This is a genomic window from Citrobacter sp. CF971 (assembly GCF_006385635.1).
Classification (GTDB): domain Bacteria; phylum Pseudomonadota; class Gammaproteobacteria; order Enterobacterales; family Enterobacteriaceae; genus Citrobacter; species Citrobacter freundii.
Genome location: NZ_CP041051.1, coordinates 2,317,831 through 2,342,820, shown reverse-complemented (window position 1 = coordinate 2,342,820; position 24,990 = coordinate 2,317,831). Strand labels below are relative to the sequence as shown.

The following is a 24,990-nucleotide window of genomic DNA, read 5'->3' as shown; positions in this document are numbered from 1 at the left end:
GTAAACTCCTTGAAACATACCCAACTAACGAGAAGAAGAACTATGCAGAAAAACCTTTCTTATCAGGCACTCACCCGCACGTTCCAGCGGCTATCTCGCTTCTCCCACCTCTCGGCAATCGCCAGTTGGGACATGTTTACCATGATGCCGTCAGGAGGAAGCAAAGCCCGCGGCGAAGCGCTGGCCGAGCTGAGCGTGCTTGAACACCAACTGTTAACCGATCCGAAAGTGGCAAGGTGGATCTCCGCAGCGCAACAGGAAGACCTCAACGATGTAGAACAGGCGAACCTGCGCGAAATGTCGCGACTGCATCACCAGGCATCCTTGTTGCCGGAATCGTTGGTAGAAGCAAAATCACTTGCGGGAAGCCGCTGCGAGCATGCCTGGCGTAGCCAGCGACCGGCAAATGACTGGGAAGGATTTTCCGAAAACCTGAAAGAGGTTGTGAAGTATAGCCGCGAAGAAGCCCGACTGCGCGCAGAAGCTAAAGGCTGTTCTCCGTATGACGCGTTACTGGACATCTTTGAACCGGGAATGACCAGCGCGCAGTTGGACAACCTTTTCGCGGACGTTAAAAGCTGGCTACCCGACTTGCTAAACAAGGTAGTGGCAAAGCAGTCTCAACAGTCGCTCATCGCCCCGGTAGGCCCCTTCCCAACAGCTGTACAGCGAGAGTTGGGTCTTGAAACAATGGCACAGCTAGGTTTTGACTTTACCGCTGGTCGGCTGGATATCAGTGCACATCCCTTCTGTGGCGGCGTACCAGAAGATGTTCGCATTACCACCCGCTATGATGAAAACGAATTACTCAGTGCGCTGTTTGGCGTGATCCATGAAACCGGTCACGCCCGCTATGAGCAAAATCTTCCGCGTAACTGGTCAGGGCAACCTATCGCTCTGGCACGCTCAACTGCCATTCATGAGTCCCAGAGTCTGTTCTTTGAGATGCAACTGGGACGCAGTAAAGCCTTTCTGACACGGTTAATTCCTGCTGTAACGCGCTACTTTGGCGATCAGGCTGCATTTGAAGAAAGCAATTTCATCGCCTGGAACCAGCAGGTCAAACCCGGGTTTATCCGTGTTGATGCCGACGAGGTGAGTTATCCCGCTCACGTGATCCTGCGTTATGAAATCGAACGTGCGCTCATTAATGGCGATATTGAAGTAGATGATATCCCGGCATTGTGGAATGAGAAAATGCAGGCCTGGCTGGGGCTGTCAACGATCGGAAACTATCGTAACGGTTGTATGCAGGATATTCACTGGACCGACGGCGGCTTTGGCTACTTCCCTTCCTATACCTTGGGCGCTATGTATGCGGCGCAGTTGTTCAGTGCCGCTAACCACGCATTACCTGATTTGAATCAGTCTATTGCGCAAGGTGAGTTTGGTCCCCTGTTTGACTGGTTACGTCAGAACATCTGGCAGCATGGCAGCCGTTTCACAACTGAACAGCTTATTACCCAGGCCACCGGAGAGCCGCTTAGCAGCCGTTATTTCCGCGCCCACCTGGAAGCCCGCTATTTGTAATCTCATACCGTGAGTCATTGTACATATCGTTACACGCCGATACCAATGACTCACGGAAGCCCTGTGATTACAGCGATATAGTTATTTCAACGGCCCCGCAGTGGGGTTGAATGAAAAACCAAATCGAGGGTATGAGAATGAAAAAAGTATTAGCTCTGGTTGTTGCCGCTGCTATGGGTCTGTCTTCTGCTGCATTTGCTGCTGAAACAACTGCTACAACCGCTCCGGCTGCTGCAGCAACCACTAAAGCTGCGCCGGCAAAAACCGCGCATCATAAAAAACAGCACAAAGCAGCGCCGCAGAAAGCACAGGCTGCCAAGAAACACGCTAAAAAATCCACCACAAAACCGGCTGTAGAACAGAAAGCACCTGAGCAGAAAGCTCAGGCTGCTAAAAAACACACCAAAAAAGCTGCAACCAAACCAGCTGCAGAACAAAAAGCGCCAGAGCAGAAAGCTCAGGCCGCTAAAAAACACACCAAAAAAGCAGTAAAACACGACACTGCTAAACCAGCAGCTCAACCTGCAGCATAACGCATTTGTAGTCACTATGGCGTCCCCCACGCCATAGCATACGGCGCTAGATCGACCTGATGTAGCGCCGCCTTTCGGAGGGTAAAATGGTGTCACATTACCGCTTTGAGTTAATTCTTATTACGCTGATAATTTGCGCCATCATCGCCATGCGTTTTTATCTTGCCTGAATGTAGTTATCTGATTTTACTCCCACTTTCACGTCGTCCCGTCTATAGTATTAACTGAGGGTTTGCTGTTAATAATCATAATTCCCCACCAGAGCGTGATATGCATAAAACCATTGCTGTATTACTGGGTTCACTTTGTTTACTTCCTGTCGTTGCGCATGCGGACAAGCCTGCAACGGACAGCGCTGAAGCAGAAAATATAAAAACGCTGTTTTTTGGTCATGACGATCGCATAAAGGTGACTGACCCTACACAATCGCCGTGGGACGCTATCGGGCAACTGGAAACCGCCAGCGGTAACCTGTGTACCGCCACGCTCATTTCGCCACATTTGGCCCTGACGGCCGGACACTGTTTACTCACCCCCCCGAAAGGTAAGCCGGACAAAGCCGTCGCATTGCGCTTCGTGTCTAAAAAGGGTCTCTGGCGCTATGAAATCCACGACATTGAAGGCCGGGTTGCGCCCTCACTTGCCAAACGTTTAAAAGCCGATGGTGATGGCTGGATAGTGCCGCCTGCCGCAGCCCCGTGGGATTTTGGTCTGGTGGTGCTGCGTAATCCGCCGTCTGGCATCACACCGCTGCCACTGTTTGATGGCGACAAGGACGCGTTAACCGCGGCGCTAAAAACTGCAGATCGTAAAGTCACGCAGTCGGGCTATCCTGAAGATCATCTGGACGACCTGTACACACATCAGGATTGTGTGGTGACCGGCTGGGCGCAGAATACCGTCTTGTCACACCAGTGCGACACGCTCCCGGGCGACAGCGGTTCGCCATTGATGTTGCAGACCGAGTCTGGCTGGCAGTTGATTGGTGTGCAAAGCTCCGCTCCAGCAGCCAAAGATCGCTGGCGGGCAGATAATCGCGCCATATCCGTGACCGGTTTTCGCGAGAAGCTGGAAGCGTTAGCGCAGGAATAACACATGCTGCCCGCATTAACGGGCAGCATGGATATCAGGCAAGTTTTATCATTATCATTCCGGCCAGTAGCAGTATCACGCCGATCCAGCCCTTATTATTCAGGCGCTGACCAAACAGCACCCAACCTGCCGCTAACGTCGCGGCAATACCGAATCCGCCCCACAAGGCGTAGGCAACAGAAAGGTCAATACCTTTTACCGCCTGCGACAGCGCGCTAAAGGCTGCTAACACGGCAGCTAACGACAGCACGCCATAAATCTTGCGGCGAAAACCATCGGAAAATTTCAAAAAGACGTTAGCGACGATTTCCAGCACGATGGCCATACCCAGCCAGGCACCGTGAACCCATTCAAACTGTTGCATGGGTCACCTCTTTGCCCGGTTTAACAGGCTTTCGGGTGCCGGATTTAATCAGCACAATGCCGACCACCAGTGAAGCCAGTCCTGCCACCTTCAATGTGGACAAGGTTTCGTCAAATAACAGCACGCTAAACAGCGTAATAAATAAAATACCGATCCCTTCCCACAGAGCATAGGCCACACCAAGGGCAATTTTTTTAACGGCAAAACTGAGAAAAATATACGATAAGGCGATCATTACCAGCATTAAAATAAAGCCCGAATTACCATGGCCGACGCTTGCCCATTTCATTGAAAGCGTACCAGTAATTTCAGCCGCGATGGCCAGACCTAATAATATCCAGTAAAACATGATGCTTCTCCTGCTTGAGAATATAGTCCTTTGGGCCTACTGCATGCAGTAAACCAAAAAATAAAATTAGTTAGCTCAGCGCACGGCGCCAGCTCAGGCAGAAGAAGGGACTAAAGCGCGTTGCGCCAGTGTTGCTCACCCGCAAGCAAGAAAGTGGAAGAGGTACGAAGAAGTGAAGGTAAACGCAAAAACATCCTGAACATATTGTCCATAATATTACAATTATCCGCAGTGTTGCTTCTCATCATCGCGGATGATAATTGTCCTCGGTAGTTAAACACAGATGATTTGTATCATAGCTTCAATACGAACTCAAAGTCTTTTCACTTCTTTACCTGCCCCGTTTGATTTTTGTTATAACGGCTCGACGTAAATCACACTATTATTCAGATTCAAAAATCAAAAACGCAGGAATACACATGGCGAAACCGATCATCACGCTTAACGGTCTAAAAATAGTCATTATGCTGGGCATGCTGGTTATCATTCTGAGCGGCATTCGCTTTGCCGCAGATATCATCGTCCCCTTTATTCTGGCGTTATTTATAGCCGTTGTGCTGAACCCCGTGGTGCAGCGGATGGTCAAGCTTCGCATACCGCGCGTATTTGCGGTGTCATTGCTCATCGTTATTATTGTAATGCTAATGGTACTGCTGTTAGCGTATTTAGGCACATCCTTAAATGAGCTTGCGCGTACGCTTCCGCAATATCGCTCTTCACTGGTTATTCCACTAAAAAATCTTGAACCATGGTTACAACGCGCAGGGATCGGCGTTTCCGTGGATGAGCTCGTCAAATATATCGATCCAAACGCGGCAATGACGCTGGTGACCAATTTGCTGGCGCAGCTTTCGAATGCTATGTCATCGATCTTTTTACTGCTACTGACGGTAGTTTTTATGCTGCTGGAAGTACCGCAACTGCCCAACAAACTAAAACAAATGATGAGTCGCCCCATTGAAGGTATGGCGGCGATTCAACGCGCCATCGACAGCGTATCTCACTATCTGGTGCTTAAAACGGCAATCAGCATTGTGACCGGGTTGGTCGCCTGGGGCATGCTTGCTGCATTGGATGTGCGCTTTGCCTTTGTCTGGGGATTACTGGCCTTCGCCCTGAACTACATCCCTAATATCGGTTCGGTATTGGCGGCCATTCCCCCTATTGCTCAGGTGCTGGTATTTAGCGGCCTTTACGATGCGCTGGTGGTTCTGGCAGGCTATCTGGTCATCAACCTGGTATTCGGGAATATCCTCGAGCCGCGGATCATGGGGCGTGGACTTGGACTGTCTACGCTGGTGGTTTTTTTGTCGTTAATCTTCTGGGGCTGGCTGCTCGGCCCTGTTGGGATGCTGCTTTCTGTTCCGCTAACCATCATTGTGAAAATCGCGCTAGAGCAAACCAATGGCGGTCAAAGCATTGCAGTGTTACTGAGCGATCTCAACAAAGAGTAAAATGCAAAACGGCCTCCGCAGAGGCCGTCTTAGTTTTCACTGACGATTACAACGCTTTCAGAATCGCATCCACGCTGGCTTTGGCATCGCCAAACAGCATATGAGTGTTTTCTTTAAAGAACAGCGGGTTCTGCACACCAGCATAGCCCGTGTTCATCGAACGTTTGAACACGATGACGTTCTGCGCTTTCCATACTTCAAGCACCGGCATACCGGCGATCGGGCTGTTCGGGTCATCCTGCGCCGCCGGGTTTACCGTATCGTTGGCACCAATCACCAGCACGGTATCGGTATCGGCGAAATCATCGTTGATCTCGTCCATTTCCAGCACGATGTCATAAGGGACTTTGGCTTCCGCCAGCAGTACGTTCATATGACCGGGCAAACGCCCTGCTACTGGGTGAATACCGAAGCGCACTTTGATGCCGCGTGCGCGCAGTTTCTCAGTGATTTCCGCGACCGGATACTGTGCCTGAGCCACTGCCATGCCGTAGCCCGGGGTGATGATCACGGAGTGCGAGTTCTTCAGCATTTCTGCTGTGTCTTCCGCAGTAATCTCACGGTGTTCACCGACTTCTTCTTCTGATCCGGTAGAAGAACCGTCAGAACCAAAGCCACCTGCAATAACGCTGAAAAATGAACGGTTCATCGCCTTACACATAATGTAAGACAGGATCGCACCAGAAGAACCGACCAGCGCACCGGTAACGATCAGCAGATCGTTGCTCAGCATAAAGCCCGCCGCCGCCGCAGCCCATCCTGAATAGGAGTTGAGCATTGAAACGACCACCGGCATATCCGCACCACCGATGGAGGCCACCAGATGCCAGCCAAAAGCCAGTGCAATTATGGTCATCACCAGCAGCGCCAGAACCTGCAGGCCCACGCTTTCGGTACGGACAAACACCACCAGCAGCAGGAAAGAAACAACCAGCGCCGCCAGATTCATTTTGTGACGATTCGGCAGCATCAGCGGTTTAGAGGAGATCTTGCCGCGCAGTTTGCCAAAGGCCACCACAGAACCGGTAAAGGTTACCGCACCGATGAAGATACCCAGGAACACTTCCGTCAGGTGAATGTTCACCAGAATCGGCTCCAGGCCCGTGTCGTGATACAGGTAGCTGTTGAAGCCCACCAGTACCGCTGCCAGACCAACGAAGCTGTGCAGAATTGCCACCAGCTCCGGCATCTCGGTCATCTCAACTTTTTTCGCCAGACGAATACCAATCGCGCCGCCGATGATCATCGCCACCAGGATCCACGCAACATTGCCGGTATCCGGGCCAAAAATCGTGGCAATCAGCGCAATCGCCATCCCGGCGATACCGTAGTTGTTACCCTGCTGAGAGGTTTCGTGTTTCGAAAGCCCCGCCAGACTAAAAATAAACAGGATAGCGGCAACAATGTATGCAGCTGTAACTAATCCTCCAGACATATGTTACCCCTTAGTTTTTCCGGAACATTTTCAGCATGCGCTGAGTCACGGTGAAGCCACCGAAAATATTAATGCTGGCAATAAGCACCGCGATAAAGCTCAGGAAACTCACCCAGCCACCCTGGCCAATTTGCAATAACGCCCCAACCACGATAATCCCTGAGATGGCGTTAGTCACAGACATCAGCGGAGTATGCAACGCATGTGACACATTCCAGACCACGTAGTAACCCACCACGCAGGAAAGCGCGAACACCGTAAAGTGACCAAGGAACTCTTTCGGCGCAACGTCGGCGAGCCAGCCAAACAAAATCACCACCAGCGCCATCAGTGCATATTTGCGCCACGGAGAGACAGGTTTTTTCTCTTCTTTCGGTGCAGGTGCGGCTTTTTGCGCAGCCTGCGGCTGAGCAGAAACCTGGATAGGTGGCGCAGGCCAGGTGATTTCACCCTCGCGAACCACCGTGACACCGCGAACAACCACGTCGTCAAAATCGACGGTGATATTGCCGTCTTTCTCTTTGCACAACAGTTTGAGCAGGTTGACGAGGTTGGTGCCGTAAAGCTGGGAAGATTGCGTTGGCAAACGGCCAGGCAGGTCGGTATAGCCGATAACCTTCACCCCGTTCTCGGTGGTTGTCACCTGATTAGGCACGGTATATTCGCAGTTACCGCCGTTTTGCGCGGCAAGATCGACAATTACGCTGCCCGCTTTCATCGAATCGACCATTTCACGGGTGATCAGTTTCGGGGCCGGTTTGCCCGGGATCAGCGCAGTGGTAACAATAATGTCGACGTCTTTCGCCTGTGCAGCGAAGAGTTCCATTTCTGCTTTGATGAACGCCTCGGACATCACTTTGGCATAGCCATCACCGCTGCCCGCTTCTTCTTTAAAGTCCAGTTCAAGGAACTCGGCGCCCATACTCTGCACTTGTTCCTTCACTTCCGGACGGGTATCAAAAGCACGCACGATAGCGCCCAGGCTGTTTGCCGCACCTATCGCCGCAAGACCTGCCACACCCGCACCAATCACCATGACCTTGGCAGGTGGAACCTTGCCTGCGGCGGTGATCTGGCCGGTGAAGAAGCGACCGAATTCATGTGCAGCTTCAACAATAGCGCGATACCCGGCAATGTTCGCCATTGAGCTCAAAGCATCCAGCGACTGCGCACGCGAAATACGTGGCACGGAGTCCATCGCCATAACTGTCACGTTTCGCTCTGCAAGCTTTTGCAACAGTTCAGGGTTTTGCGCGGGCCAAAGAAAGCTCACCAGCGTCGTGCCCGGATTGAGTAACGGAATTTCCGCCTCCTCCGGCGCATTGACCTTCAGGATGATCTCTGACTGCCAGACTGCATTTCCATCAACAATTTCTGCGCCTGCTTGTACAAACGCCTTATCGTCAAAACTCGCCAGTTGACCTGCACCGCTTTCAACCGCGACGCTGAAACCTAACTTAAGCAGCTGCTCAACCGTCTTCGGCGTGGCTGCAACGCGGGTTTCATTGGTTAACCGTTCTCTTGGTATGCCAATTCGCATAATGTTCCCTTCCATCTGTAATTATGATGATGGTTTATCAATGTTCGCACGAGGCATGCGCGCACTCTCGAGAGAGGTCAGTGTTACCTCAATAAAATAAAACAGTAACAAACTCTGTATAACCTACTGAAAATGACGCCTGTGATCTAGCGCCAAAAAACAGTATTTATTATGAAATTCGCAAAATAGAGATGAATCGAACCTCAGACAGATAAAATGCCCTAAAAATAGCCCACAAAGGCTGATAATTCGCTTAAGCGAAGCGGCAAAACATGATTACGTACCTGCCAAAAACAATTAATTAACATTAAATTAACTTATAAAATTCAACTGCTTTATCAGTTTTGGTCACCAAACGCCGAATTTTTCGGCATATCACAAAATGTTATCGATGTTGTTAAGCCAGGTGGCACGATGAGTGAAAAATGACGCAGACACTGACGCAATTTAAATGCAATAATCAGCGACGTTTCTAGTCAATAACAATACCAGTACCTGGTTTGCGCAAGGCGAAGGATTATTTTTATGAAGCTTAAGAACACTCTCCTGGCGTCCGCACTTATTTCTGCGACTGCTTTTTCTGTCAATGCAGCGACAGAATTGACGCCGGAGCAAGCGGCTGCCCTGAAACCCTATGACCGCATTGTGGTCACCGGTCGTTTTAATGCTATCGGTGATGCAGTTGCTGCCGTATCACGCCGTGCAGATAAAGACGGTGCAGCCTCCTTTTATGTTGTTGATACTTCAGATTTTGGCAGCGGCGGTAACTGGCGCGTTGTTGCCGACGTCTATAAAGCTGACGCTGAAAAAGCGGAAGCGTCAAAAAACCGTATCATTAACGGCGTTATGGAATTGCCTAAAGATCAGGCCGTTCTGATTGAACCTTACGATACCGTTACGGTACAGGGTTTCTACCGTAGCCAGCCTGAAGTAAACGATGCAATCACCAAAGCTGCGAGAGAGAAAGGTGCATATTCCTTCTATATCGTGCGCCAGGTCGATGCCAACCAGGGCGGCAACCAGCGTATTACCGCATTCATCTACAAAGCTAATGCGAAAAAACGCGTAGTGCAAAGCCCTGATGCGATCCCAGCAGATTCTGATGCCGGACGCGCCGCATTAGCAGCAGGTGGCGAAGCCGCGAAGAAAGTTGAGATCCCAGGCGTTGCAACTACCGCTTCCCCGAGTGCTGAAGTCGGTCGCTTCTTCGAAACGCAATCCACCAAAGGCGGACGTTACACTGTCACGCTGCCGGATGGAACCAAAGTTGAAGAACTGAACAAAGCGACCGCCGCCATGATGGTACCGTTCGACAGCATCAAGTTCACCGGTAACTACGGCAACATGACGGAAGTTTCTTATCAGGTAGCAAAACGCGCAGCGAAAAAAGGCGCGAAGTATTATCACATCACCCGCCAGTGGTCAGAACGTGGTAACAACGTGACAATCAGCGCCGATCTGTATAAGTAATACCCAATGTATTATCAGGTCTACAGTCCTTGTAGACCTGATAATTTCGCGCAGTTCTGCTCCCAGACAAAACAAAAACAGCAGTATTAAGACAACTTTTCACACTATTAGTCACAAATCTCTCTATCCCCATTGCATGCATTCTCTTCTCTCCGTAAAATCCCGCGCCTTAGTGGCTTTCACCATTTTTATGCGGTTTGCCAAAATAATTATTCTCTCACTCTCGTTTTTGTAACTGGATACAAATGGAAAAGAAATTGGGTCTGAGCGCACTGACCGCGCTGGTTTTAAGCTCAATGCTCGGCGCTGGCGTTTTCAGCCTGCCACAAAACATGGCGGCAGTAGCCAGCCCGGCTGCATTACTGATTGGTTGGGCGATTACCGGTGCGGGTATTCTTTTGCTCGCCTTTGCCATGCTGATCCTGACGCGTATCCGTCCTGAACTGGATGGCGGTATTTTTACCTATGCGCGTGAAGGTTTTGGCGAGCTGATTGGCTTCTGCTCCGCGTGGGGATACTGGCTGTGTGCCGTTATCGCTAACGTTTCGTATCTGGTCATTGTCTTCTCTGCACTCAGCTTCTTTACCGACACGCCTGAGTTACGTCTGTTTGGCGACGGTAATACCTGGCAGTCGATTGTGGGCGCATCGATGCTGCTGTGGATCGTACACTTCCTTGTGCTGCGCGGTGTGCAAACGGCAGCCAGTATTAACCTGGTCGCGACGCTGGCGAAATTACTGCCGCTGGGTCTGTTTATCGTGCTGGCATTCATGCTGTTTAAGCTCGACACCTTTACTCTCGATTTTACCGGCGTAGCATTGGGCGTTCCCGTCTGGGAGCAGGTCAAAAACACCATGCTCATCACCTTGTGGGTATTCATCGGTGTGGAAGGCGCGGTGGTAGTTTCTGCCCGTGCCAGAAACAAACGCGATGTCGGACGCGCCACGCTGCTGGCAGTACTTGCCGCGCTGGGCGTTTACCTGCTGGTCACCCTGTTGTCTCTGGGCGTTGTCGCACGTCCCGAATTGGCGGAGATCCGTAACCCGTCAATGGCCGGTCTGATGGTTAAAATGATGGGACCATGGGGCGAAATTATTATTGCCGCAGGTCTGATTGTTTCCGTGTGCGGCGCCTATCTAAGCTGGACGATTATGGCGGCGGAAGTGCCGTTCCTCGCCTCCACGCACAAAGCTTTTCCGCGCATTTTTGCGCGACAGAACGCGCAAGGCGCGCCATCGGCGTCGCTATGGCTGACCAACATCTGCGTACAGCTCTGCCTGGTGCTGATCTGGCTTACTGGTTCCGACTACAATACGTTATTGACTATCGCCTCAGAGATGATTCTGGTGCCCTATTTGCTGGTCGGCGCATTTCTGTTAAAAATTGCAACCCGTCCGATTCATAAGGCTGTCGGTATCGGGGCGAGTATTTATGGCATATGGTTATTGTATGCGTCAGGTCCGATGCACCTGCTGCTGTCCGTAGTGCTGTATGCGCCAGGACTGCTGGTTTTTCTTTATGCCCGTAAAACGCACGCGCATGAAAACGTATTAAAACGCCAGGAGATGGCGCTGATCGGCCTGCTGCTTGTTGCTGCTGTGCCGGCTACCTGGATGCTGATGGGGTAACGTTATACCCATCGTTCGCGACATATGGAGATTACGATGGGTAAAAAAAACCCTTTGCCAATTCTTATCACCGGAGGTGGTCGTCGTATCGGCCTCGCCGTCGCATGGCACTTTCTGAACCAAAAACAGCCAGTTATCGTCAGCTACCGTACGCACTATCCTGCCATTGACGGCCTGCGAGAAGCGGGCGCGATTTGTATCCCTGCTGACTTTTCCACGGATGAAGGCGTGCTGGCCTTTGCTGATGAGATCAAAGCTCAGACGGATGGCTTGCGCGCTATTGTGCATAATGCCAGTGCCTGGCTTGCAGAAAAGCCTGGTACACCGCTGACCGATGTGCTGTCAGCCATGATGCAGATTCATGTCAATACGCCCTACCTGCTCAACCATGCACTGGAAGGATTGCTACGCGGTCATGGACACGCGGCCAGCGATATAATCCATTTTACTGATTATGTTGTGGAGCGCGGCAGCGACAAGCACATTGCTTATGCTGCCAGCAAAGCGGCGCTGGATAATATGACCCGCTCGTTCGCGCGCAAACTGGCACCGGAAGTGAAAGTGAACGCGATTGCCCCTTCACTTATCCTGTTTAACGAGGGTGATGATGCAGAGTATCGCCAGCAGGCACTGAACAAATCACTGATGAAAACCGCGCCAGGTGAAAAAGAGGTCATTGATTTAATTGACTATCTGTTAACCAGCTGTTTTGTCACCGGACGTAGTTTTGCCCTTGATGGTGGGCGTCATCTGCGTTAGTGCAGTTTGATCCAACAAAAGATCAGCAACCACGCGCTCAGGCCCCAGCACACCACTGATCCGCCGAGCGCAACGGGTAAGCGCATAAATCCGGTGAAATACCACAGTGAAACGAGGTAGACAAAATAGGGAATAATCGACCACATGCTGAATATGATGGTTGTACGTAACGCCTCGATCCCGCGTTCACTGGCCACGATATAGTGGGCAATCAACGCAAACGTCGGGAACAACGGAATTAATCCGGCAATATAGTAATTCTTTGTTTTCGCCAGCAAGCCAATCAACACCACCACCAGCGCACCGAGCGCCGCTTTTATAACGAGTCCCATCACTCTGCCTTAACACATCAATAACATCAGCCCCTAGCATAACGGAAGCGTTCTTGTTTAGAAAAGATTAATGGAAGGAAAAACCAGGGCGGTGTATGTTGGCGTTTTATATTCAAAAATTAATGATATGAACACCATCGTATTTGTTGAAGATGATCCCGAAGTTGGCTCACTGATTGCAGCCTATTTGGCCCGGCATGATATTGAGGTTATCCTTGAACCTCGTGGTGATTTGGCCGAGGAGAAAATCCTGCACGTTCAACCCGATCTGGTGTTATTAGATATCATGCTGCCGGGCAAAGACGGGATGACTATCTGCCGAGATTTACGCGGACGCTGGCAAGGCCCGATTGTCCTGCTCACCTCGCTGGACAGCGACATGAACCATATCCTGGCACTGGAAATGGGCGCCTGTGACTATATTCTGAAAACCACGCCGCCAGCGGTGCTGCTGGCTCGCCTGCGTCTGCACCTGCGTCAGAATGAGCACTCTACCCAGTCTAAAGGCATTCAATCGGCGACCATCACACCGCACACAACGCTGCGCTTCGGCACACTCACTATCGACCCAACCAACCGCTCCGTGCTGCTCGGCGGCGAGCAAGTTTCTCTTTCCACCGCTGATTTTGAATTACTGTGGGAGTTGGCAACCCATGCCGGGCAGATTATGGACCGCGATGCGTTGCTGAAGAACCTACGTGGCGTAAGCTATGACGGCATGGATCGCAGCGTAGATGTCGCGATTTCCCGGTTACGCAAAAAACTGCTCGATAACGCGACTGAACCTTATCGAATCAAAACCGTGCGCAATAAAGGTTATCTCTTTGCACCCCACGCCTGGGACGACGAGCCACAGAAGTAATGCCACCGGGCCGATCTCATCGATCGGCTGGATTATTCACAATACGTTACACTGTCACTTAAAATCGTCTACAGAACAGGCATACAAACGCCATCCGACGCCGTTCCACACTTTTTGTGTGGCTGTTACCCTCCCCCCTCCCTATAATCCGTCGCGGTCCTGAACCCGTATGGTTCATCATTTTTTTTCGTACTAACAAAACTCTTTCCGGCATTTCAGGTGCTGAATGAGGCAAGAGGCTACAATATGTTCGTTTCGCTCGCGTATATCGCGTTCTTTTTGGTTTGTTCATGGGCAATTTTCAGAATCAACCAAAAAAGTCACTCTCTTTCAAAAAGCGTCTTCATCGCTATTTTTACGGGTGCCGTTATCGGTTTATCCCTGCATCTCATTGCTGCTGACGAAAGAAAAACAGTTATCGACTGGTACAATGTTATCGGCAACGGCTATGTGAATTTACTGAAGCTGGTTGCGGTACCGCTGATTTTCATCTCTATTCTCTCAGCCATTAATAAGCTCGAAAACAGCGCTGGCATTGGGAAAATGTCGTTAACCATCGTCGGATGCATGCTCTGTCTGGTAATGGTTGCCGGTTTTATTGGGCTGTTGACTGCGCATGTATTAGGCCTGGACGCCAGTGCGTTTGTTCATATGCAGTCCACGCTGACGGCAGACGATGTAAATAAAACAGCCGCCATTTCACTGCCTAAACTGGTTACATCTCTGATCCCCACGAATATCTTCCTCGATCTAACAGGGGCCAGAAGCGTTTCCGTCATTGGCATTGTTATCTTCACCCTACTTGCCGGCGTGGCATTATTAAAGGTCAAACAGGACGCCCCGCAAGAAGGTGAAAAATTAAGTGCTGGCATTAACGCTATCCAGATTTGGGTGATGAAAATGGTGCGTATCGTTATTGCTCTCACCCCTTATGGTGTGATGGCATTAATGGCTGGCGTATTTTCCGCGTATCGATTTGAACAATTTGCCAGTCTGTTAGGCTTTATTGCTGCCTGTTACCTTGCGATTCTGATGATGTTTATCGTCCACGCACTGATACTGGTTCTGAGCGGTAATAATCCCGTTCACTATTTTAAAACTGTCTGGCCAGTTTTAACCTTTGCATTTGTTTCACGCAGCAGTGCAGCATCTATTCCACTAGCTATTTCCGCACAAGAAAAATTTGGCGTGCAAAACACCATTGCCAATATTGCGGCTTCATTCGGCTCCAGCATGGGTCAAAATGGCTGTGCCGGGATCTATCCGGCTATTATGGTGGCGATGATTGCTCCAACAATTGGGATTGATCCGCTATCAGTACATTTTTTGCTCGCCATGCTACCTGCGATTGCGCTGGGTTCTATTGGGGTGGCGGGTGTAGGCGGTGGCGGAACATTTGCTGCGCTGATCGTCCTTTCAACACTGAACTTCCCGGTCGCGCTGGTGGGGATTTTCATTGCTATCGAGCCTGTCGTCGATATGGCCAGAACGGCATTAAACGTGAACGGTTCGATGATGTCTGGCGTGCTGGCTAACAGGCTCCTGAAAAAGAGTGCTGAAAAACCACAACCCGTGAACGCGAATTAGTCAGTCCTAAAAAGATCAAAGCCTTCCTGTTGCTGGAAGGCTTTCTTTTGTGTCAACTAAACGTCAGCCCGTCGTATTTTTTCCAACGGTAATTTACGGCAGAGATAATCCAGCAGCCGATAAAGACGCCAATAATCGCAAAACCGACATTCCCCATATGGTCACTTAAATTGCTGACGGTATCCCACAAACCACCCTGGAGCGAAAACGCGTCAGAGAGAAGCCCCAGCGCCTCCAGTCCGCCAATAAATAGCGCTACAATCACGGAAGTCCCGGTAATGGTCATATTGTAATAGAGCTTGCGTTGCGGCTTATTGAACGCCCATCCGTAGGCCTCAACCATCAGAATACTGTCGAGACAATCAATTAACGCCATACCGCAGGTAAACAGCGCCGGGAACACGAGAATTGACCAAACCGACATGCCACTGGACGCGCTTGAAGCAGAAATTCCCAGCAAAGAAATTTCAGTGGCGGTATCAAAACCCAGACCAAAAAGAAAACCGACAAAATACATATGCCAGTCTTTGCCTACCAACCGAAACGCTGAGCGGAAAAGCCAGTTCAAAGGACCTGAAACTGTAATATCTTCCGTGGTGCCATCGTAAGTACCGGTGCGTTTAAGATGGCGGAATGCCTTCCAGACCTGGCAGAAAATAATGAGATTAATGGTAGCCAGAATCAGCAAAAACACGGCAGAAACCGTAGTTCCTATCAGACCGCCGACATTCTGAAACCATGCCATATGTTGCTTAAACACGCTGGTGGTCAGTGCAATGCCAATGCTTGCCAGTACCACAATGGTGGAGTGCCCCAAAGAAAACCAGGCTCCCGTCGTCAGGGCGCGTTTTTTCTGCTGCATGAGTTTACGTGTAGCGCTGTCTATCGCGGCGATATGATCGGCATCGACAGCATGGCGCAAACCGTAGCACCACGCAATCAGACTCAGTGCAAGCAATGACGTGTTGTTACTAAACGCGGTGAAAGCCCACAGCCACGCCACGATGTTTGCCCCGATGAGTAAGACCATCAACAAAAGAATATTCGGGCGTTTTTTAAATAATGAAAACAATGCGTTCATTGTTTCCCGCCAATTAAATTTAAGCTAAACAACACACCACCACTCACTGATTAATTAATATAACGTTGATCAGGCTAATGATAACTCTTAAGAATTACTAACCCAGTGTCGTAGATCAAAGTTGATTATCACCTGAAGCAAGTTCCGCCATCGCTAGCTCCGCGATACGCAGAGGTACCGTTGCGCTGTCCCCCTCTTGCAGAAACCAGACGGACGACAACCCACACCAGGCAACAATCCACATCAGCAAACGTTGCCGTTCAATTCTTGCGATTTCAGACACAATGTTGACTCGTTGTGTGAATGTTTCCGGCTCAATGGCAACAGGTCTGGTGGGTTCGGCAAGATCAGGGTTAGTAAAAATATTGGCGTAATCAAAGCCACGCTCGCCTAGCAGCCCTTTGGGATCGATAGCAAGCCATCCTCTCGTTCCGAAATCAAGAATATTGCCGTGGTGTAGGTCGCCGTGTAATACGACTTCATCTTGGGGTGAAGATAGCAGTACATTTGCCACCGCTGCACAACGCGTCAGGATACCGCCATGCTTTTTCGCGGCGGGAGCCAGGTCGCTAAACCAATGGTGCAGAGGTGTTAACGCTGGCGTAGACGCATTCCGGGAGAAATGGAGTCTACTGGCAGCATGGCAAATAATGCGACAAGCCTGCGCATCGTTACCAGTCCAGGACATGTCCGCTAAAGACCCTGTCCCTGTCGCACGTTCCAGCAGAATCGCCCCTGCTGCATGAGCAAATACTTTCGCTGCGCCATTTCCGTTCCACCAGACCATGAGTTCACAGCCGATCCGTTCACTGTCATCGTCGGTGATTTTAAGTATGGCTTTCTGATCATCCCTGATGACCACTACAGGCAAAAGCTGTGATGTGTGCGTTTCAACCGGTTCACCATCTGGAGTGAGTCCCCAACGGTTGAGCCAGGTGTTGAACAGGCGACTTTCCAAACAATATCCTCATTTTTCTCTGGAAGATGGTAACCAAAAGGATCCGTGTCGGCATTATTCCTGTTTTCTTTTGGTTGAGCTACAACCTCCCACATCCGTCATCACTGACTTAACGGGTAGAGCACTAACAGGCACATCCTTGTGTATCTGTGTGCCATGCTGACTGTGTTCGGTAAATAAGGAGGACACGATGATCACGTTATGCAAAACCTGTGGAACATCCTATGAGGTAACTGGCGCCCATCCGGAACAGTGCGATATCTGCCAGGATGAACGCCAGTATGTCCCTGCGAGCGGACAGGAATGGGTCGATTTTACCGCCCTGTGTGCATCGCATACAAATAAGTGGAAGCAACACGATAGTACTCTCCTCAGCATCCGCACCGTTCCTGATTTTGCAATTGATCAGCGCGCGTTTATTCTGCGTACCTCTGAAGGCAATATTTTATGGGACTGCATTGCCTCGCTCGACGATGCCACAAAAACGCTAATAACGTCCCTTGGCGGGCTTAAGGCTATCGCGATATCGCATCCTCATTACTACACCACCATGCAGGACTGGGCTGCAGAATTTAACGCGCCGATTTACCTTCATGCCAGCGACAGAAGGTGGGTAATGCGCGACAGCCCGTGGATTAGATTCTGGGATGGCGACACCATCGAGTTAACCCGTGACGTCACGGTGATACGTCTCGGCGGACACTTTGCTGGAGGCTGCGTCCTGCACTGGGCGCGTGACGAAGGCGTGGTGCTTTCCGGCGACATCGTCCAGGTTACGCCAGGTGCGCATGCCGTCTCCTTTATGTGGAGCTACCCTAATATGCTACCGTTGCCAGCTGCAACGGTCAGCAACATTACCCAGAGACTGAGTACAGTGAAATTTAAGCAACTTTACGGCGCATTTGCAGGAAAAGATATTACGCAAAATGCCGATGAAATTGTGCGGCGTTCAGGTGAAAAGTATATTTCCTGCCTCAGATAAACCGGCAGTTTATTCACCAACCAGACTCAGGAAGGTAAAAATGGATAGAACTGATAAACCACGCCCATCACAGAAATACTCACTATCACACTGATAATGAAGTAGGTTTTGAAAGGCTGCTTTTGTGTTTTATGGCGAAAGATTTGTTGACCCGCGATCGCGCCACCCCACCCGCCCACAACGCCAAACACCAGCAATGTGGATTCCGGCACTCTACGCCAGTCCTTGCGTGCCGCCATTTTGTCCACGCCGTATAACAGCAACGTCAGTATGTTGGCGAGTAGAAACCATATAACAAGAGGGTGAGCGGTGAAAATGCAGCCGATCGCTGCAAAAATGAGTAGCGAATAACAACAGCGATTGAGATTCATATTTTCAGTCACAGCACTTTTCAGGAAGTTTCGTCACCCATTATACGCAAGGTCAGTCATCCCTGCCATGGGTGAGAATACCCCTTTTATTTTTATGCCTATATCCCCAGATATAGCGGAAATTCTCTGGTCTGCGGCGTACCTAACAATTCAAACAAGAGAATCATTTTCATTATTCAGAACAAATGGTAATTTATTAAATCCAAATGGAGAAATTGTTCTGGAGTCGCAGGGATGAGAAAATACTCATATCCATATTTGTTTTTTGTCACCGTATTATCTCTCGGCGCAATTTTTCTTTTTTACTGGTGGAAGGTAACGATATACAGAGCAACTTTTCTCTATCCGCTCACATCAAAATACCTCATGCTTATTTCTCTGGCAGTGTCATTTTTAATCACCCTATTTCTGGTAGGTAATGGGATAATGAAAAAAAGTCCCTTCCAAACTTATCTGAAATTATTTGGTAGCATCAGCATTGCCATGGTGCTGTTTTCAGTGATCACAATTATGGCGATAACCTGGTTCATTCCAGGTGTCCCCTCGTCCTATACCGCTCCATACACCTACTCTACAGGAAGTTCTAAAAGCTGTTCGGGGGCTGATGTTGACGATCCGGATCTCGGGACTAACATCAGAATTTGCTATCCCGAAGGTAACTACGAATATAACAACACAATCTACGTTGAGAAACGAAGTAACCTTTTAGGTGCGGTCGTAACATACGCCAGAACAACCCCATCCCGATTTTGATTAACTTGCCGCGTACAAAGCAATGCGTTATCAAGCGAAAGGTCATTTCGCCCCCGTAGGGGCCATAAGAATGCAGAAAAGAGTTATACAGTGTACTCTGCCTGGATAAACACGCCAGATGGTGATCAGATAACCTTTCTGCTCCCACGCATCGGTGGATACTGCTGTGCCCCTTTTCCCCTGAGGGACACGAGAACTCGCTAACTTATTGAGCGTTCGGTGATTTTTATGAAGAAACTGTTTGTGCAGTTTTACCTCCTGCTGTTTGTCTGCTTTTTGGTGATGACCCTGTTGGTCGGCCTGGTATACAAATTCACCGCAGAACGCGCAGGCAGACAGTCGCTCGACGATTTGATGAAAAGCTCGTTGTACCTGATGCGCAGTGAACTACGCGAAATCCCGCCACGCGATTGGGGTAAGACGCTAAAGGAAATGGACTTAAACCTCTCATTTGACCTGCGTGTTGAACCGCTGAATAAGTACACACTAGATGCCCCAACCATGCAGCGTTTGCGCGAAGGCGATATTGTGGCTCTTGACGATCAATACACCTTTATTCAACGCATTCCTCGCAGCCATTATGTGTTGGCCGTCGGCCCGGTTCCTTACCTTTATTTTCTTCATCAAATGCGCCTGCTGGACATCGCGCTGATGGCGTTTATTGCTATCTCACTGGCCTTCCCGGTACTGATCTGGATGCGTCCACACTGGAAAGAAATGCTAAGACTCGAATCCGCCGCCCAACGTTTTGGTGAAGGACATCTGAGTGAACGCCTTCATTTTGACAACGGTTCCAGCTTTGAGCGCCTGGGCGTAGCGTTTAACCAAATGGCCGACAATATCAATGCGCTGATCGCCAGTAAAAAACAGCTCATCGATGGTATTGCCCATGAGCTTCGTACTCCGCTGGTACGTTTACGTTACCGGCTGGAAATGAGTGATAACCTCACCGGGCAGGAATCTCAGGCGCTTAATCGTGATATCGGCCAACTGGAAGCGTTGATCGAAGAGTTACTGACCTACGCCCGCCTGGATCGCCCGCAAAATGAACTGAAGCTCAGCGTACCTGACCTGCCTGTTTGGTTGACAACCCATCTGGAGGATGTGCAAAGCGTGAATCCTGGCCGTGCGGTGCACTTACGTCATCTCGAAACTGGCGACTACGGCGCGTTGGATATGCGCCTGATGGAGCGGGTCCTGGATAATTTGCTGAACAATGCCCTGCGCTATTGCCAGTCTACAGTGCAAGCCAGTCTGCTGCTGAACGGCAATCAAGCCACGCTGGTAGTGGAAGACGACGGTCCCGGTATTGCACCAGACGCTCGTGAACAGGTTTTTGAACCGTTTGTACGCCTTGACCCCAGCCGTGACCGGGCAACCGGGGGTTGTGGGCTTGGGTTAGCCATCGTCCACTCAATTGCTTTGGCTATGGGGGGGACGGTCGTCTGTGATGAAAGTGAACTTGGCGGCGCCCGATTTACTTTCCGTTGGCCCGTCTGGCATAACATTCCCGAAATCTCAGCTGCCTGACCTTTTCTGCTCGGTGGTCAGGCGGCGGAGGTTGTGCTATAAAAAAGTATGTTGTAACTAAAATGGTAAACCTATGGCCCGTTACGATCTTGTTGACCGCCTGAACGGCACCTTTCGCCAGATGGAACAAGAACTGGCACTTTTGAACGAAAACCTGTTGCAGCAGACGCTGCTGATTGCGCGCGTATTCTCGTTACCGGAAGTGGTTAAAGAGGCAGAGCATGCCCCTCTGCAGAGCATTAATGTTAAGCAGCATTTAGGCAAAGAGGCTGAAGCGCTGGCACTGCTCCATTACCGTCACCTGTTTATTCAGCAGCAGTCCGAAAACCGCAGCAGCAAAGCAGCCGTCCGCCTACCGGGTGTATTGTGCTATCAGGTTGATAACGCGGCGCAATATACTCTGGAAGAACAAATCCAGCGTATAAACCAGTTGAAAACCACCTTCGAGCGCATTGTTACAGTGGAATCAGGGCTGGCGCCGGCAGCACGTTTCGAATGGGTGCATCGTCATCTGCCAGGGCTGATTACTCTGAATGCCTATCGCACACTAACCGTAGTCCGCGATCCTGCCACCCTACGATTTGGCTGGGCTAATAAGCACATCATTAAAAACCTGAAACGCGATGAAGTACTGCAGCAACTGGAAAAAAGCCTGACGTCACCGCGCAGCGTACATCCCTGGACACGTGAAGAATGGCAGGCGAAGCTTGAACGCGAATATCAGGATATCGCCGCCTTACCGCAGCAGGCCCGCCTGAAGATCAAAAGGCCGGTAAAAGTGCAGCCTATTGCCCGCGTCTGGTACAAAGGAGAGCAAAAACAGGTGCAATATGCCTGCCCGACGCCACTGATTGCTTTGCTTAATAACGACAACGGTATGACCGTACCGGATATCGGTGAGCTACTGAATTATGATGCCGAAAACGTTCAGCATCGTTTTAAACCTCAGGCGCAGCCGTTGAGATTGATTATTCCCCGGCTGCACCTGTACGTTGCGGATTAACTGCCTGGCCGCATGCTGCCAACCATCAGCTCCGGGCGTACCCAGTTGTCGAACTCCGCTTCGGTTAGATATCCCAGCGCCAGAGCAGAGGCTTTTAAGGTCAACCCTTCTTTATGGGCTTTTTTGGCAATTTCAGCCGCTTTATCGTAACCGATATGGGTATTGAGCGCGGTCACCAGCATTAGCGACTCGTTGAGCAGTTGATCGATTCGCTCACGATTAGGCTCAATCCCCGTCGCGCAATGTTCATTGAAGCTTTCCATACCGTCCGCCAGCAGGCGTACCGACTGCAGGAAGTTGTGGATGACCATCGGTCGATAGACGTTGAGCTCAAAGTTACCTGACGCCCCGCCCATGTTGATGGCGACATCGTTGCCCATCACCTGGCAGCAAAGCATAGTCAGCGCTTCACACTGGGTTGGATTGACCTTGCCTGGCATGATTGAGCTGCCCGGTTCGTTTTCCGGAATTGAAATTTCCCCAATACCACACCGTGGACCGGATGCCAGCCAGCGTACATCGTTGGCGATTTTCATCAGCGACGCTGCCAGTCCTTTTAGCGCGCCGTGAGCATGAACCAGGGCATCGCAGGTGGCGAGCGCTTCAAATTTATTCGGTGCGGTAACGAACGGCGCACAGGTGATGACCCGCAGTTCATCCGCAACCCGGCGGGCGTATTCGGGATGAGTGTTCAGTCCGGTACCTACCGCGGTTCCCCCCAACGCCAGCTCTGCCACGTGCGGTAAGCTGTTTTCAATGTGTCTGAGGTTATGTTCTAGCATTGCTACCCAGCCGGAAATCTCCTGGCCAAGCGTAAGTGGAGTTGCATCTTGCAGATGTGTACGACCAATTTTAACGATATCGGCGAAAGCGTGGGACTTATCACTGAGCGTTTTGGTCAGCACATTTAATTGAGGGATCAGTGATTTACGCAGCGCCAGCAGTGCGGCAACGTGCATTGCGGTCGGGAAGACATCGTTCGAGCTTTGGCTTTTATTGACATCATCGTTGGGATGTACTTTTCGCTCCATCCCCCGCACGCCGCCCAGCAACTCGCTGGCCCGGTTTGCCAACACCTCGTTCATGTTCATATTGCTTTGCGTGCCGGACCCAGTTTGCCAGATGGCTAGCGGGAACTCATCGCGGTGTTTATCTGCCAACACCTCATCTGCAGCCTGCATAATAGCCCTGGCTTTATCCTCCGCCAGCAGCCCAAGATCCTGGTTAACCTTTGCCGCGGCGCGTTTAGTCAGCGCCAGCGCATGGATCAACGAGACCGGCATTTTCTCCGTAGAGATACGAAAATGCTCCAGTGAACGTTGGGTTTGCGCGCCCCAAAGCTTATCGGCAGGAACATCAATCGCCCCCATTGAATCATTCTCGCGGCGTACCGTTACCATTACCTGCTCCTTACATTAACAATTGATTAGGTTATGTTTCGACATTGCCCACTTGCGTTGGTCTTATGAGTATTAACGAGGATAAAACTGTCGTTTGGTGGTTCGTGCGGTAAAAAAAACCGCCCCGAAGGGCGGTTGACGTTACTTAACGCAGCGTGCGCACTGCGACGTCTGAATTTGCTGGAAGAAATCATTGCCTTTGTCATCCACCAGGATAAACGCCGGGAAATCTTCCACTTCAATTTTCCAGATGGCTTCCATCCCGAGTTCCGGGTATTCCACGCACTCCAGACTCTTGATACTGCCCTGGGCCAGCACCGCGGCAGGGCCGCCAATACTGCCTAAATAGAAGCCGCCATGTTTATGGCAAGCATCGGTCACCTGCTGGCTACGGTTGCCTTTCGCCAGCATAATCATGCTCCCACCAGCGGCCTGAAGCTGGTCAACATACGAGTCCATACGTCCGGCCGTGGTTGGGCCAAGCGAACCAGAGGCGTAGCCTTCCGGCGTTTTTGCCGGACCGGCGTAATAGATCGGGTGATCTTTAACATACTGCGGCAAACTTTCACCGTTATCCAGACGTTCTTTCAGTTTCGCATGCGCAATATCACGGCCAACAATAATTGTACCGTTGAGTGACAAACGCGTAGAGACCGGATACTGCGACAGCTGGGCCAGGATCTCTTTCATCGGACGATTGAGATCAACGCGCACCGCTTCGCCCTCTCCCGCCTGACGCAACTCTTCTGGAATGTACTTACCTGGATTATGTTCCAGTTTTTCGATCCAGATACCTTCACGGTTGATTTTGGCTTTGATATTACGGTCAGCAGAACAAGAGACGCCCATACCAACCGGACACGACGCGCCGTGACGCGGCAGGCGGATCACGCGGATATCATGCGCGAAGTACTTCCCGCCAAACTGCGCGCCCAGCCCCAAATTCTGCGCTTCAATCAGCAGCTCTTTTTCCAGCTCCACATCACGGAATGCCTGCCCATGTTCGTTACCTTCGGTCGGCAGCTCATCGTAGTATTTAGCCGAAGCCAGTTTCACCGTTTTCAGCGTAGCTTCCGCTGACGTTCCGCCGATCACAAACGCAATGTGATACGGCGGACAAGCCGCAGTACCCAGCGTACGCATCTTTTCAACCAGGTAATTTTTTAATTTGCCCGGCGTGAGCAGCGCTTTGGTTTCCTGGTACAGATAGGTTTTGTTCGCCGAACCGCCACCTTTGGCAATACACAGGAATTTGTATTCATCGCCGTCGACGGTATACAAATCAATCTGTGCTGGCAGGTTGGTGCCGGTGTTCACCTCTTTATACATATCCAGCGCTGCGTTTTGTGAATAGCGCAGGTTGTCTTCGATGTAGGTGTTATAGACGCCTCGAGCCAGCGCCTCCTCATCGCCACCACCGGTCCAGACACGCTGACCTTTTTTACCCACGATAATCGCGGTTCCGGTGTCCTGACAGGTCGGCAAAATGCCTTTTGCCGCGATGTCAGAGTTACGCAGAAATTGCAGGGCCACATACTTGTCGTTTTCGCTGGCCTCTGGGTCGCACAGAATATCGGCTACCTGCTGTTGATGTGCGGGACGCAGCATAAACGACGCATCATGAAAGGCCTGACGAGCCAACAGGGTTAAAGCTTGTGGCGCGACTTTAACAATCTCCTGCCCTTCAAATTCGGCAACAGAGACATAGTCGCTGGTCAGCAGATAGTATTCGGTATCATCCTTTTTGAGGGGGAAAGGATGCTGATAATGAAAGGGTTTGTTTGACATTGTGCTCTCACTTACTGCTCGGTCTGGTTATTCTCTGGGCAGATGTTCCGTTGCCCTGCTTCCCTGCCGCAGATCCGGTTGTAGAAGGAAGGGCTGTCTGCAACCGGAATCTCTCAGGGTATTAAAAGCGAGTCTCCATATCCTACACATTTTTTTAACAAAAACTGAGACAAGTACGACTTTTTACAT

Annotated in this window: 23 protein-coding genes; 13 read left to right on the top strand and 10 right to left on the bottom strand. The window is 50.6% G+C overall.

Annotated elements, in window-relative coordinates; all coding sequences use genetic code 11:
- The first annotated feature begins 42 nt into the window (after nucleotides 1–42).
- The 3 genes from E6P06_RS14765 (at nucleotide 43) to E6P06_RS14755 (ending at nucleotide 3,155) form a co-directional block, all read left to right on the top strand.
- On the top strand, nucleotides 43–1,530 hold the full coding sequence (locus tag E6P06_RS14765) for a carboxypeptidase M32 (protein ID WP_139935383.1): 1,488 nt from the start codon (nucleotides 43–45) through the stop codon (nucleotides 1,528–1,530).
- Nucleotides 1,531–1,667: 137 nt separating this feature from the next.
- Complete coding sequence (gene asr / locus E6P06_RS14760) at nucleotides 1,668–2,063, top strand: acid resistance repetitive basic protein Asr (protein ID WP_139935382.1); 396 nt, start codon at nucleotides 1,668–1,670, stop codon at nucleotides 2,061–2,063.
- Nucleotides 2,064–2,333: 270 nt separating this feature from the next.
- Nucleotides 2,334–3,155 carry a serine protease gene (locus tag E6P06_RS14755; protein WP_003836367.1) on the top strand — a complete coding sequence of 274 codons (822 nt, stop codon included), beginning with the start codon at nucleotides 2,334–2,336 and terminating at the stop codon, nucleotides 3,153–3,155.
- A 34-nt stretch (nucleotides 3,156–3,189) separates the two neighbouring features.
- Here E6P06_RS14755 and mdtI read toward each other — a convergent pair whose 3' ends face one another.
- Nucleotides 3,190–3,519, bottom strand: coding sequence for a multidrug/spermidine efflux SMR transporter subunit MdtI (mdtI, locus tag E6P06_RS14750; RefSeq protein WP_003028939.1), 330 nt, complete (start codon nucleotides 3,517–3,519; stop codon nucleotides 3,190–3,192).
- Nucleotides 3,506–3,871 carry a multidrug/spermidine efflux SMR transporter subunit MdtJ gene (gene mdtJ, locus E6P06_RS14745; protein ID WP_161799268.1) on the bottom strand — a complete coding sequence of 122 codons (366 nt, stop codon included), beginning with the start codon at nucleotides 3,869–3,871 and terminating at the stop codon, nucleotides 3,506–3,508. Before mdtJ ends, mdtI begins: the two co-directional genes overlap by 14 nt.
- Before the next feature lie 416 nt (nucleotides 3,872–4,287).
- Between mdtJ and E6P06_RS14735 the strand changes: the two genes are divergently transcribed.
- A complete protein-coding gene (locus tag E6P06_RS14735; RefSeq protein ID WP_003028941.1) occupies nucleotides 4,288–5,322 on the top strand; it encodes an AI-2E family transporter in 1,035 nt (344 codons plus the stop codon).
- A 46-nt stretch (nucleotides 5,323–5,368) separates the two neighbouring features.
- Here E6P06_RS14735 and pntB read toward each other — a convergent pair whose 3' ends face one another.
- Both pntB and pntA read right to left on the bottom strand, forming a co-directional pair.
- Complete coding sequence (pntB, locus tag E6P06_RS14730; protein ID WP_003028943.1) at nucleotides 5,369–6,757, bottom strand: Re/Si-specific NAD(P)(+) transhydrogenase subunit beta; 1,389 nt, start codon at nucleotides 6,755–6,757, stop codon at nucleotides 5,369–5,371.
- Between the two features lie 10 nt (nucleotides 6,758–6,767).
- Complete coding sequence (pntA, locus tag E6P06_RS14725; RefSeq protein WP_016150210.1) at nucleotides 6,768–8,297, bottom strand: Re/Si-specific NAD(P)(+) transhydrogenase subunit alpha; 1,530 nt, start codon at nucleotides 8,295–8,297, stop codon at nucleotides 6,768–6,770.
- Between the two features lie 525 nt (nucleotides 8,298–8,822).
- Between pntA and ydgH the strand changes: the two genes are divergently transcribed.
- The 3 genes from ydgH (at nucleotide 8,823) to folM (ending at nucleotide 12,154) form a co-directional block, all read left to right on the top strand.
- Complete coding sequence (gene ydgH, locus E6P06_RS14720; protein ID WP_061549080.1) at nucleotides 8,823–9,767, top strand: DUF1471 family protein YdgH; 945 nt, start codon at nucleotides 8,823–8,825, stop codon at nucleotides 9,765–9,767.
- Between the two features lie 245 nt (nucleotides 9,768–10,012).
- Entirely contained in the window at nucleotides 10,013–11,395 is a 1,383-nt protein-coding gene (locus E6P06_RS14715) for an amino acid permease (RefSeq protein ID WP_003843569.1), read from the top strand.
- Nucleotides 11,396–11,431: 36 nt separating this feature from the next.
- A complete protein-coding gene (folM, locus tag E6P06_RS14710) occupies nucleotides 11,432–12,154 on the top strand; it encodes a dihydromonapterin reductase (RefSeq protein WP_139935381.1) in 723 nt (240 codons plus the stop codon).
- Here folM and E6P06_RS14705 read toward each other — a convergent pair.
- The gene (locus tag E6P06_RS14705; RefSeq protein ID WP_003028950.1) at nucleotides 12,151–12,486 is read right to left on the bottom strand and encodes a GlpM family protein; all 336 of its coding nucleotides are present in this window, start codon (nucleotides 12,484–12,486) and stop codon (nucleotides 12,151–12,153) included. The two genes, folM and E6P06_RS14705, sit on opposite strands and share 4 nt — an antisense overlap.
- 118 nt (nucleotides 12,487–12,604) lie before the next feature.
- Here E6P06_RS14705 and rstA point away from each other — a divergent pair, with 118 nt between their 5' ends.
- On the top strand, nucleotides 12,605–13,348 hold the full coding sequence (rstA, locus tag E6P06_RS14700; RefSeq protein ID WP_170926231.1) for a two-component system response regulator RstA: 744 nt from the start codon (nucleotides 12,605–12,607) through the stop codon (nucleotides 13,346–13,348).
- Between the two features lie 246 nt (nucleotides 13,349–13,594).
- Nucleotides 13,595–14,935, top strand: a complete 1,341-nt coding sequence (locus E6P06_RS14695) for an L-cystine transporter (RefSeq protein ID WP_003836391.1) — start codon at nucleotides 13,595–13,597, stop codon at nucleotides 14,933–14,935.
- Between the two features lie 52 nt (nucleotides 14,936–14,987).
- Here E6P06_RS14695 and E6P06_RS14690 read toward each other — a convergent pair whose 3' ends face one another.
- Together E6P06_RS14690 and E6P06_RS14685 are read right to left on the bottom strand one after the other, a co-directional pair.
- The gene (locus E6P06_RS14690) at nucleotides 14,988–16,016 is read right to left on the bottom strand and encodes a HoxN/HupN/NixA family nickel/cobalt transporter (RefSeq protein ID WP_003836393.1); all 1,029 of its coding nucleotides are present in this window, start codon (nucleotides 16,014–16,016) and stop codon (nucleotides 14,988–14,990) included.
- A gap of 115 nt (nucleotides 16,017–16,131) precedes the next feature.
- Nucleotides 16,132–16,974, bottom strand: a complete 843-nt coding sequence (locus E6P06_RS14685; protein ID WP_139935380.1) for an aminoglycoside phosphotransferase family protein — start codon at nucleotides 16,972–16,974, stop codon at nucleotides 16,132–16,134.
- Between the two features lie 190 nt (nucleotides 16,975–17,164).
- On the opposite strand from E6P06_RS14685, the gene E6P06_RS14680 reads away from it, so the two are divergent.
- Nucleotides 17,165–17,956 carry an MBL fold metallo-hydrolase gene (locus tag E6P06_RS14680; protein ID WP_003028958.1) on the top strand — a complete coding sequence of 264 codons (792 nt, stop codon included), beginning with the start codon at nucleotides 17,165–17,167 and terminating at the stop codon, nucleotides 17,954–17,956.
- 26 nt (nucleotides 17,957–17,982) lie between these two features.
- Here E6P06_RS14680 and E6P06_RS14675 read toward each other — a convergent pair whose 3' ends face one another.
- Entirely contained in the window at nucleotides 17,983–18,327 is a 345-nt protein-coding gene (locus E6P06_RS14675; protein WP_003028959.1) for a DUF1294 domain-containing protein, read from the bottom strand.
- A 234-nt stretch (nucleotides 18,328–18,561) separates the two neighbouring features.
- On the opposite strand from E6P06_RS14675, the gene E6P06_RS14670 reads away from it, so the two are divergent.
- The 3 genes from E6P06_RS14670 (at nucleotide 18,562) to tus (ending at nucleotide 21,613) form a co-directional block, all read left to right on the top strand.
- Nucleotides 18,562–19,080 carry a membrane protein gene (locus E6P06_RS14670; RefSeq protein ID WP_003028960.1) on the top strand — a complete coding sequence of 173 codons (519 nt, stop codon included), beginning with the start codon at nucleotides 18,562–18,564 and terminating at the stop codon, nucleotides 19,078–19,080.
- A gap of 228 nt (nucleotides 19,081–19,308) precedes the next feature.
- Nucleotides 19,309–20,610: a two-component system sensor histidine kinase RstB gene (rstB, locus tag E6P06_RS14665; RefSeq protein ID WP_139935379.1), complete on the top strand. Its 1,302-nt coding sequence runs from the start codon at nucleotides 19,309–19,311 to the stop codon at nucleotides 20,608–20,610.
- A 73-nt stretch (nucleotides 20,611–20,683) separates the two neighbouring features.
- The gene (gene tus / locus E6P06_RS14660) at nucleotides 20,684–21,613 is read left to right on the top strand and encodes a DNA replication terminus site-binding protein (protein ID WP_139935378.1); all 930 of its coding nucleotides are present in this window, start codon (nucleotides 20,684–20,686) and stop codon (nucleotides 21,611–21,613) included.
- Here tus and fumC read toward each other — a convergent pair.
- Entirely contained in the window at nucleotides 21,610–23,013 is a 1,404-nt protein-coding gene (fumC, locus tag E6P06_RS14655) for a class II fumarate hydratase (RefSeq protein ID WP_057101511.1), read from the bottom strand. The genes tus and fumC overlap by 4 nt on opposite strands.
- A 141-nt stretch (nucleotides 23,014–23,154) precedes the next feature.
- Nucleotides 23,155–24,801, bottom strand: coding sequence for a class I fumarate hydratase (fumB, locus tag E6P06_RS14650; RefSeq protein ID WP_139935377.1), 1,647 nt, complete (start codon nucleotides 24,799–24,801; stop codon nucleotides 23,155–23,157).
- Nucleotides 24,802–24,990 lie beyond the last annotated feature (189 nt).

Bases quoted from the DNA above. Each gene is read 5' to 3' on its own strand.
- E6P06_RS14755 (WP_003836367.1), top strand. From the start codon at position 2,334: ATGCATAAAACCATTGCTGTATTACTGGGTTCACTTTGTTTACTTCCT.
- tus (WP_139935378.1), top strand. From the start codon at position 20,684: ATGGCCCGTTACGATCTTGTTGACCGCCTGAACGGCACCTTTCGCCAG.
- folM (WP_139935381.1), top strand. From the start codon at position 11,432: ATGGGTAAAAAAAACCCTTTGCCAATTCTTATCACCGGAGGTGGTCGT.
- E6P06_RS14670 (WP_003028960.1), top strand. From the start codon at position 18,562: ATGAGAAAATACTCATATCCATATTTGTTTTTTGTCACCGTATTATCT.
- E6P06_RS14765 (WP_139935383.1), top strand. From the start codon at position 43: ATGCAGAAAAACCTTTCTTATCAGGCACTCACCCGCACGTTCCAGCGG.
- fumC (WP_057101511.1), bottom strand. From the start codon at position 23,013: ATGGTAACGGTACGCCGCGAGAATGATTCAATGGGGGCGATTGATGTT.
- E6P06_RS14690 (WP_003836393.1), bottom strand. From the start codon at position 16,016: ATGAACGCATTGTTTTCATTATTTAAAAAACGCCCGAATATTCTTTTG.
- E6P06_RS14680 (WP_003028958.1), top strand. From the start codon at position 17,165: ATGATCACGTTATGCAAAACCTGTGGAACATCCTATGAGGTAACTGGC.
- asr (WP_139935382.1), top strand. From the start codon at position 1,668: ATGAAAAAAGTATTAGCTCTGGTTGTTGCCGCTGCTATGGGTCTGTCT.
- E6P06_RS14705 (WP_003028950.1), bottom strand. From the start codon at position 12,486: ATGGGACTCGTTATAAAAGCGGCGCTCGGTGCGCTGGTGGTGGTGTTG.
- rstB (WP_139935379.1), top strand. From the start codon at position 19,309: ATGAAGAAACTGTTTGTGCAGTTTTACCTCCTGCTGTTTGTCTGCTTT.
- ydgH (WP_061549080.1), top strand. From the start codon at position 8,823: ATGAAGCTTAAGAACACTCTCCTGGCGTCCGCACTTATTTCTGCGACT.
- E6P06_RS14675 (WP_003028959.1), bottom strand. From the start codon at position 18,327: ATGAATCTCAATCGCTGTTGTTATTCGCTACTCATTTTTGCAGCGATC.
- pntB (WP_003028943.1), bottom strand. From the start codon at position 6,757: ATGTCTGGAGGATTAGTTACAGCTGCATACATTGTTGCCGCTATCCTG.
- E6P06_RS14695 (WP_003836391.1), top strand. From the start codon at position 13,595: ATGTTCGTTTCGCTCGCGTATATCGCGTTCTTTTTGGTTTGTTCATGG.
- E6P06_RS14735 (WP_003028941.1), top strand. From the start codon at position 4,288: ATGGCGAAACCGATCATCACGCTTAACGGTCTAAAAATAGTCATTATG.
- E6P06_RS14715 (WP_003843569.1), top strand. From the start codon at position 10,013: ATGGAAAAGAAATTGGGTCTGAGCGCACTGACCGCGCTGGTTTTAAGC.
- fumB (WP_139935377.1), bottom strand. From the start codon at position 24,801: ATGTCAAACAAACCCTTTCATTATCAGCATCCTTTCCCCCTCAAAAAG.
- pntA (WP_016150210.1), bottom strand. From the start codon at position 8,297: ATGCGAATTGGCATACCAAGAGAACGGTTAACCAATGAAACCCGCGTT.
- mdtI (WP_003028939.1), bottom strand. From the start codon at position 3,519: ATGCAACAGTTTGAATGGGTTCACGGTGCCTGGCTGGGTATGGCCATC.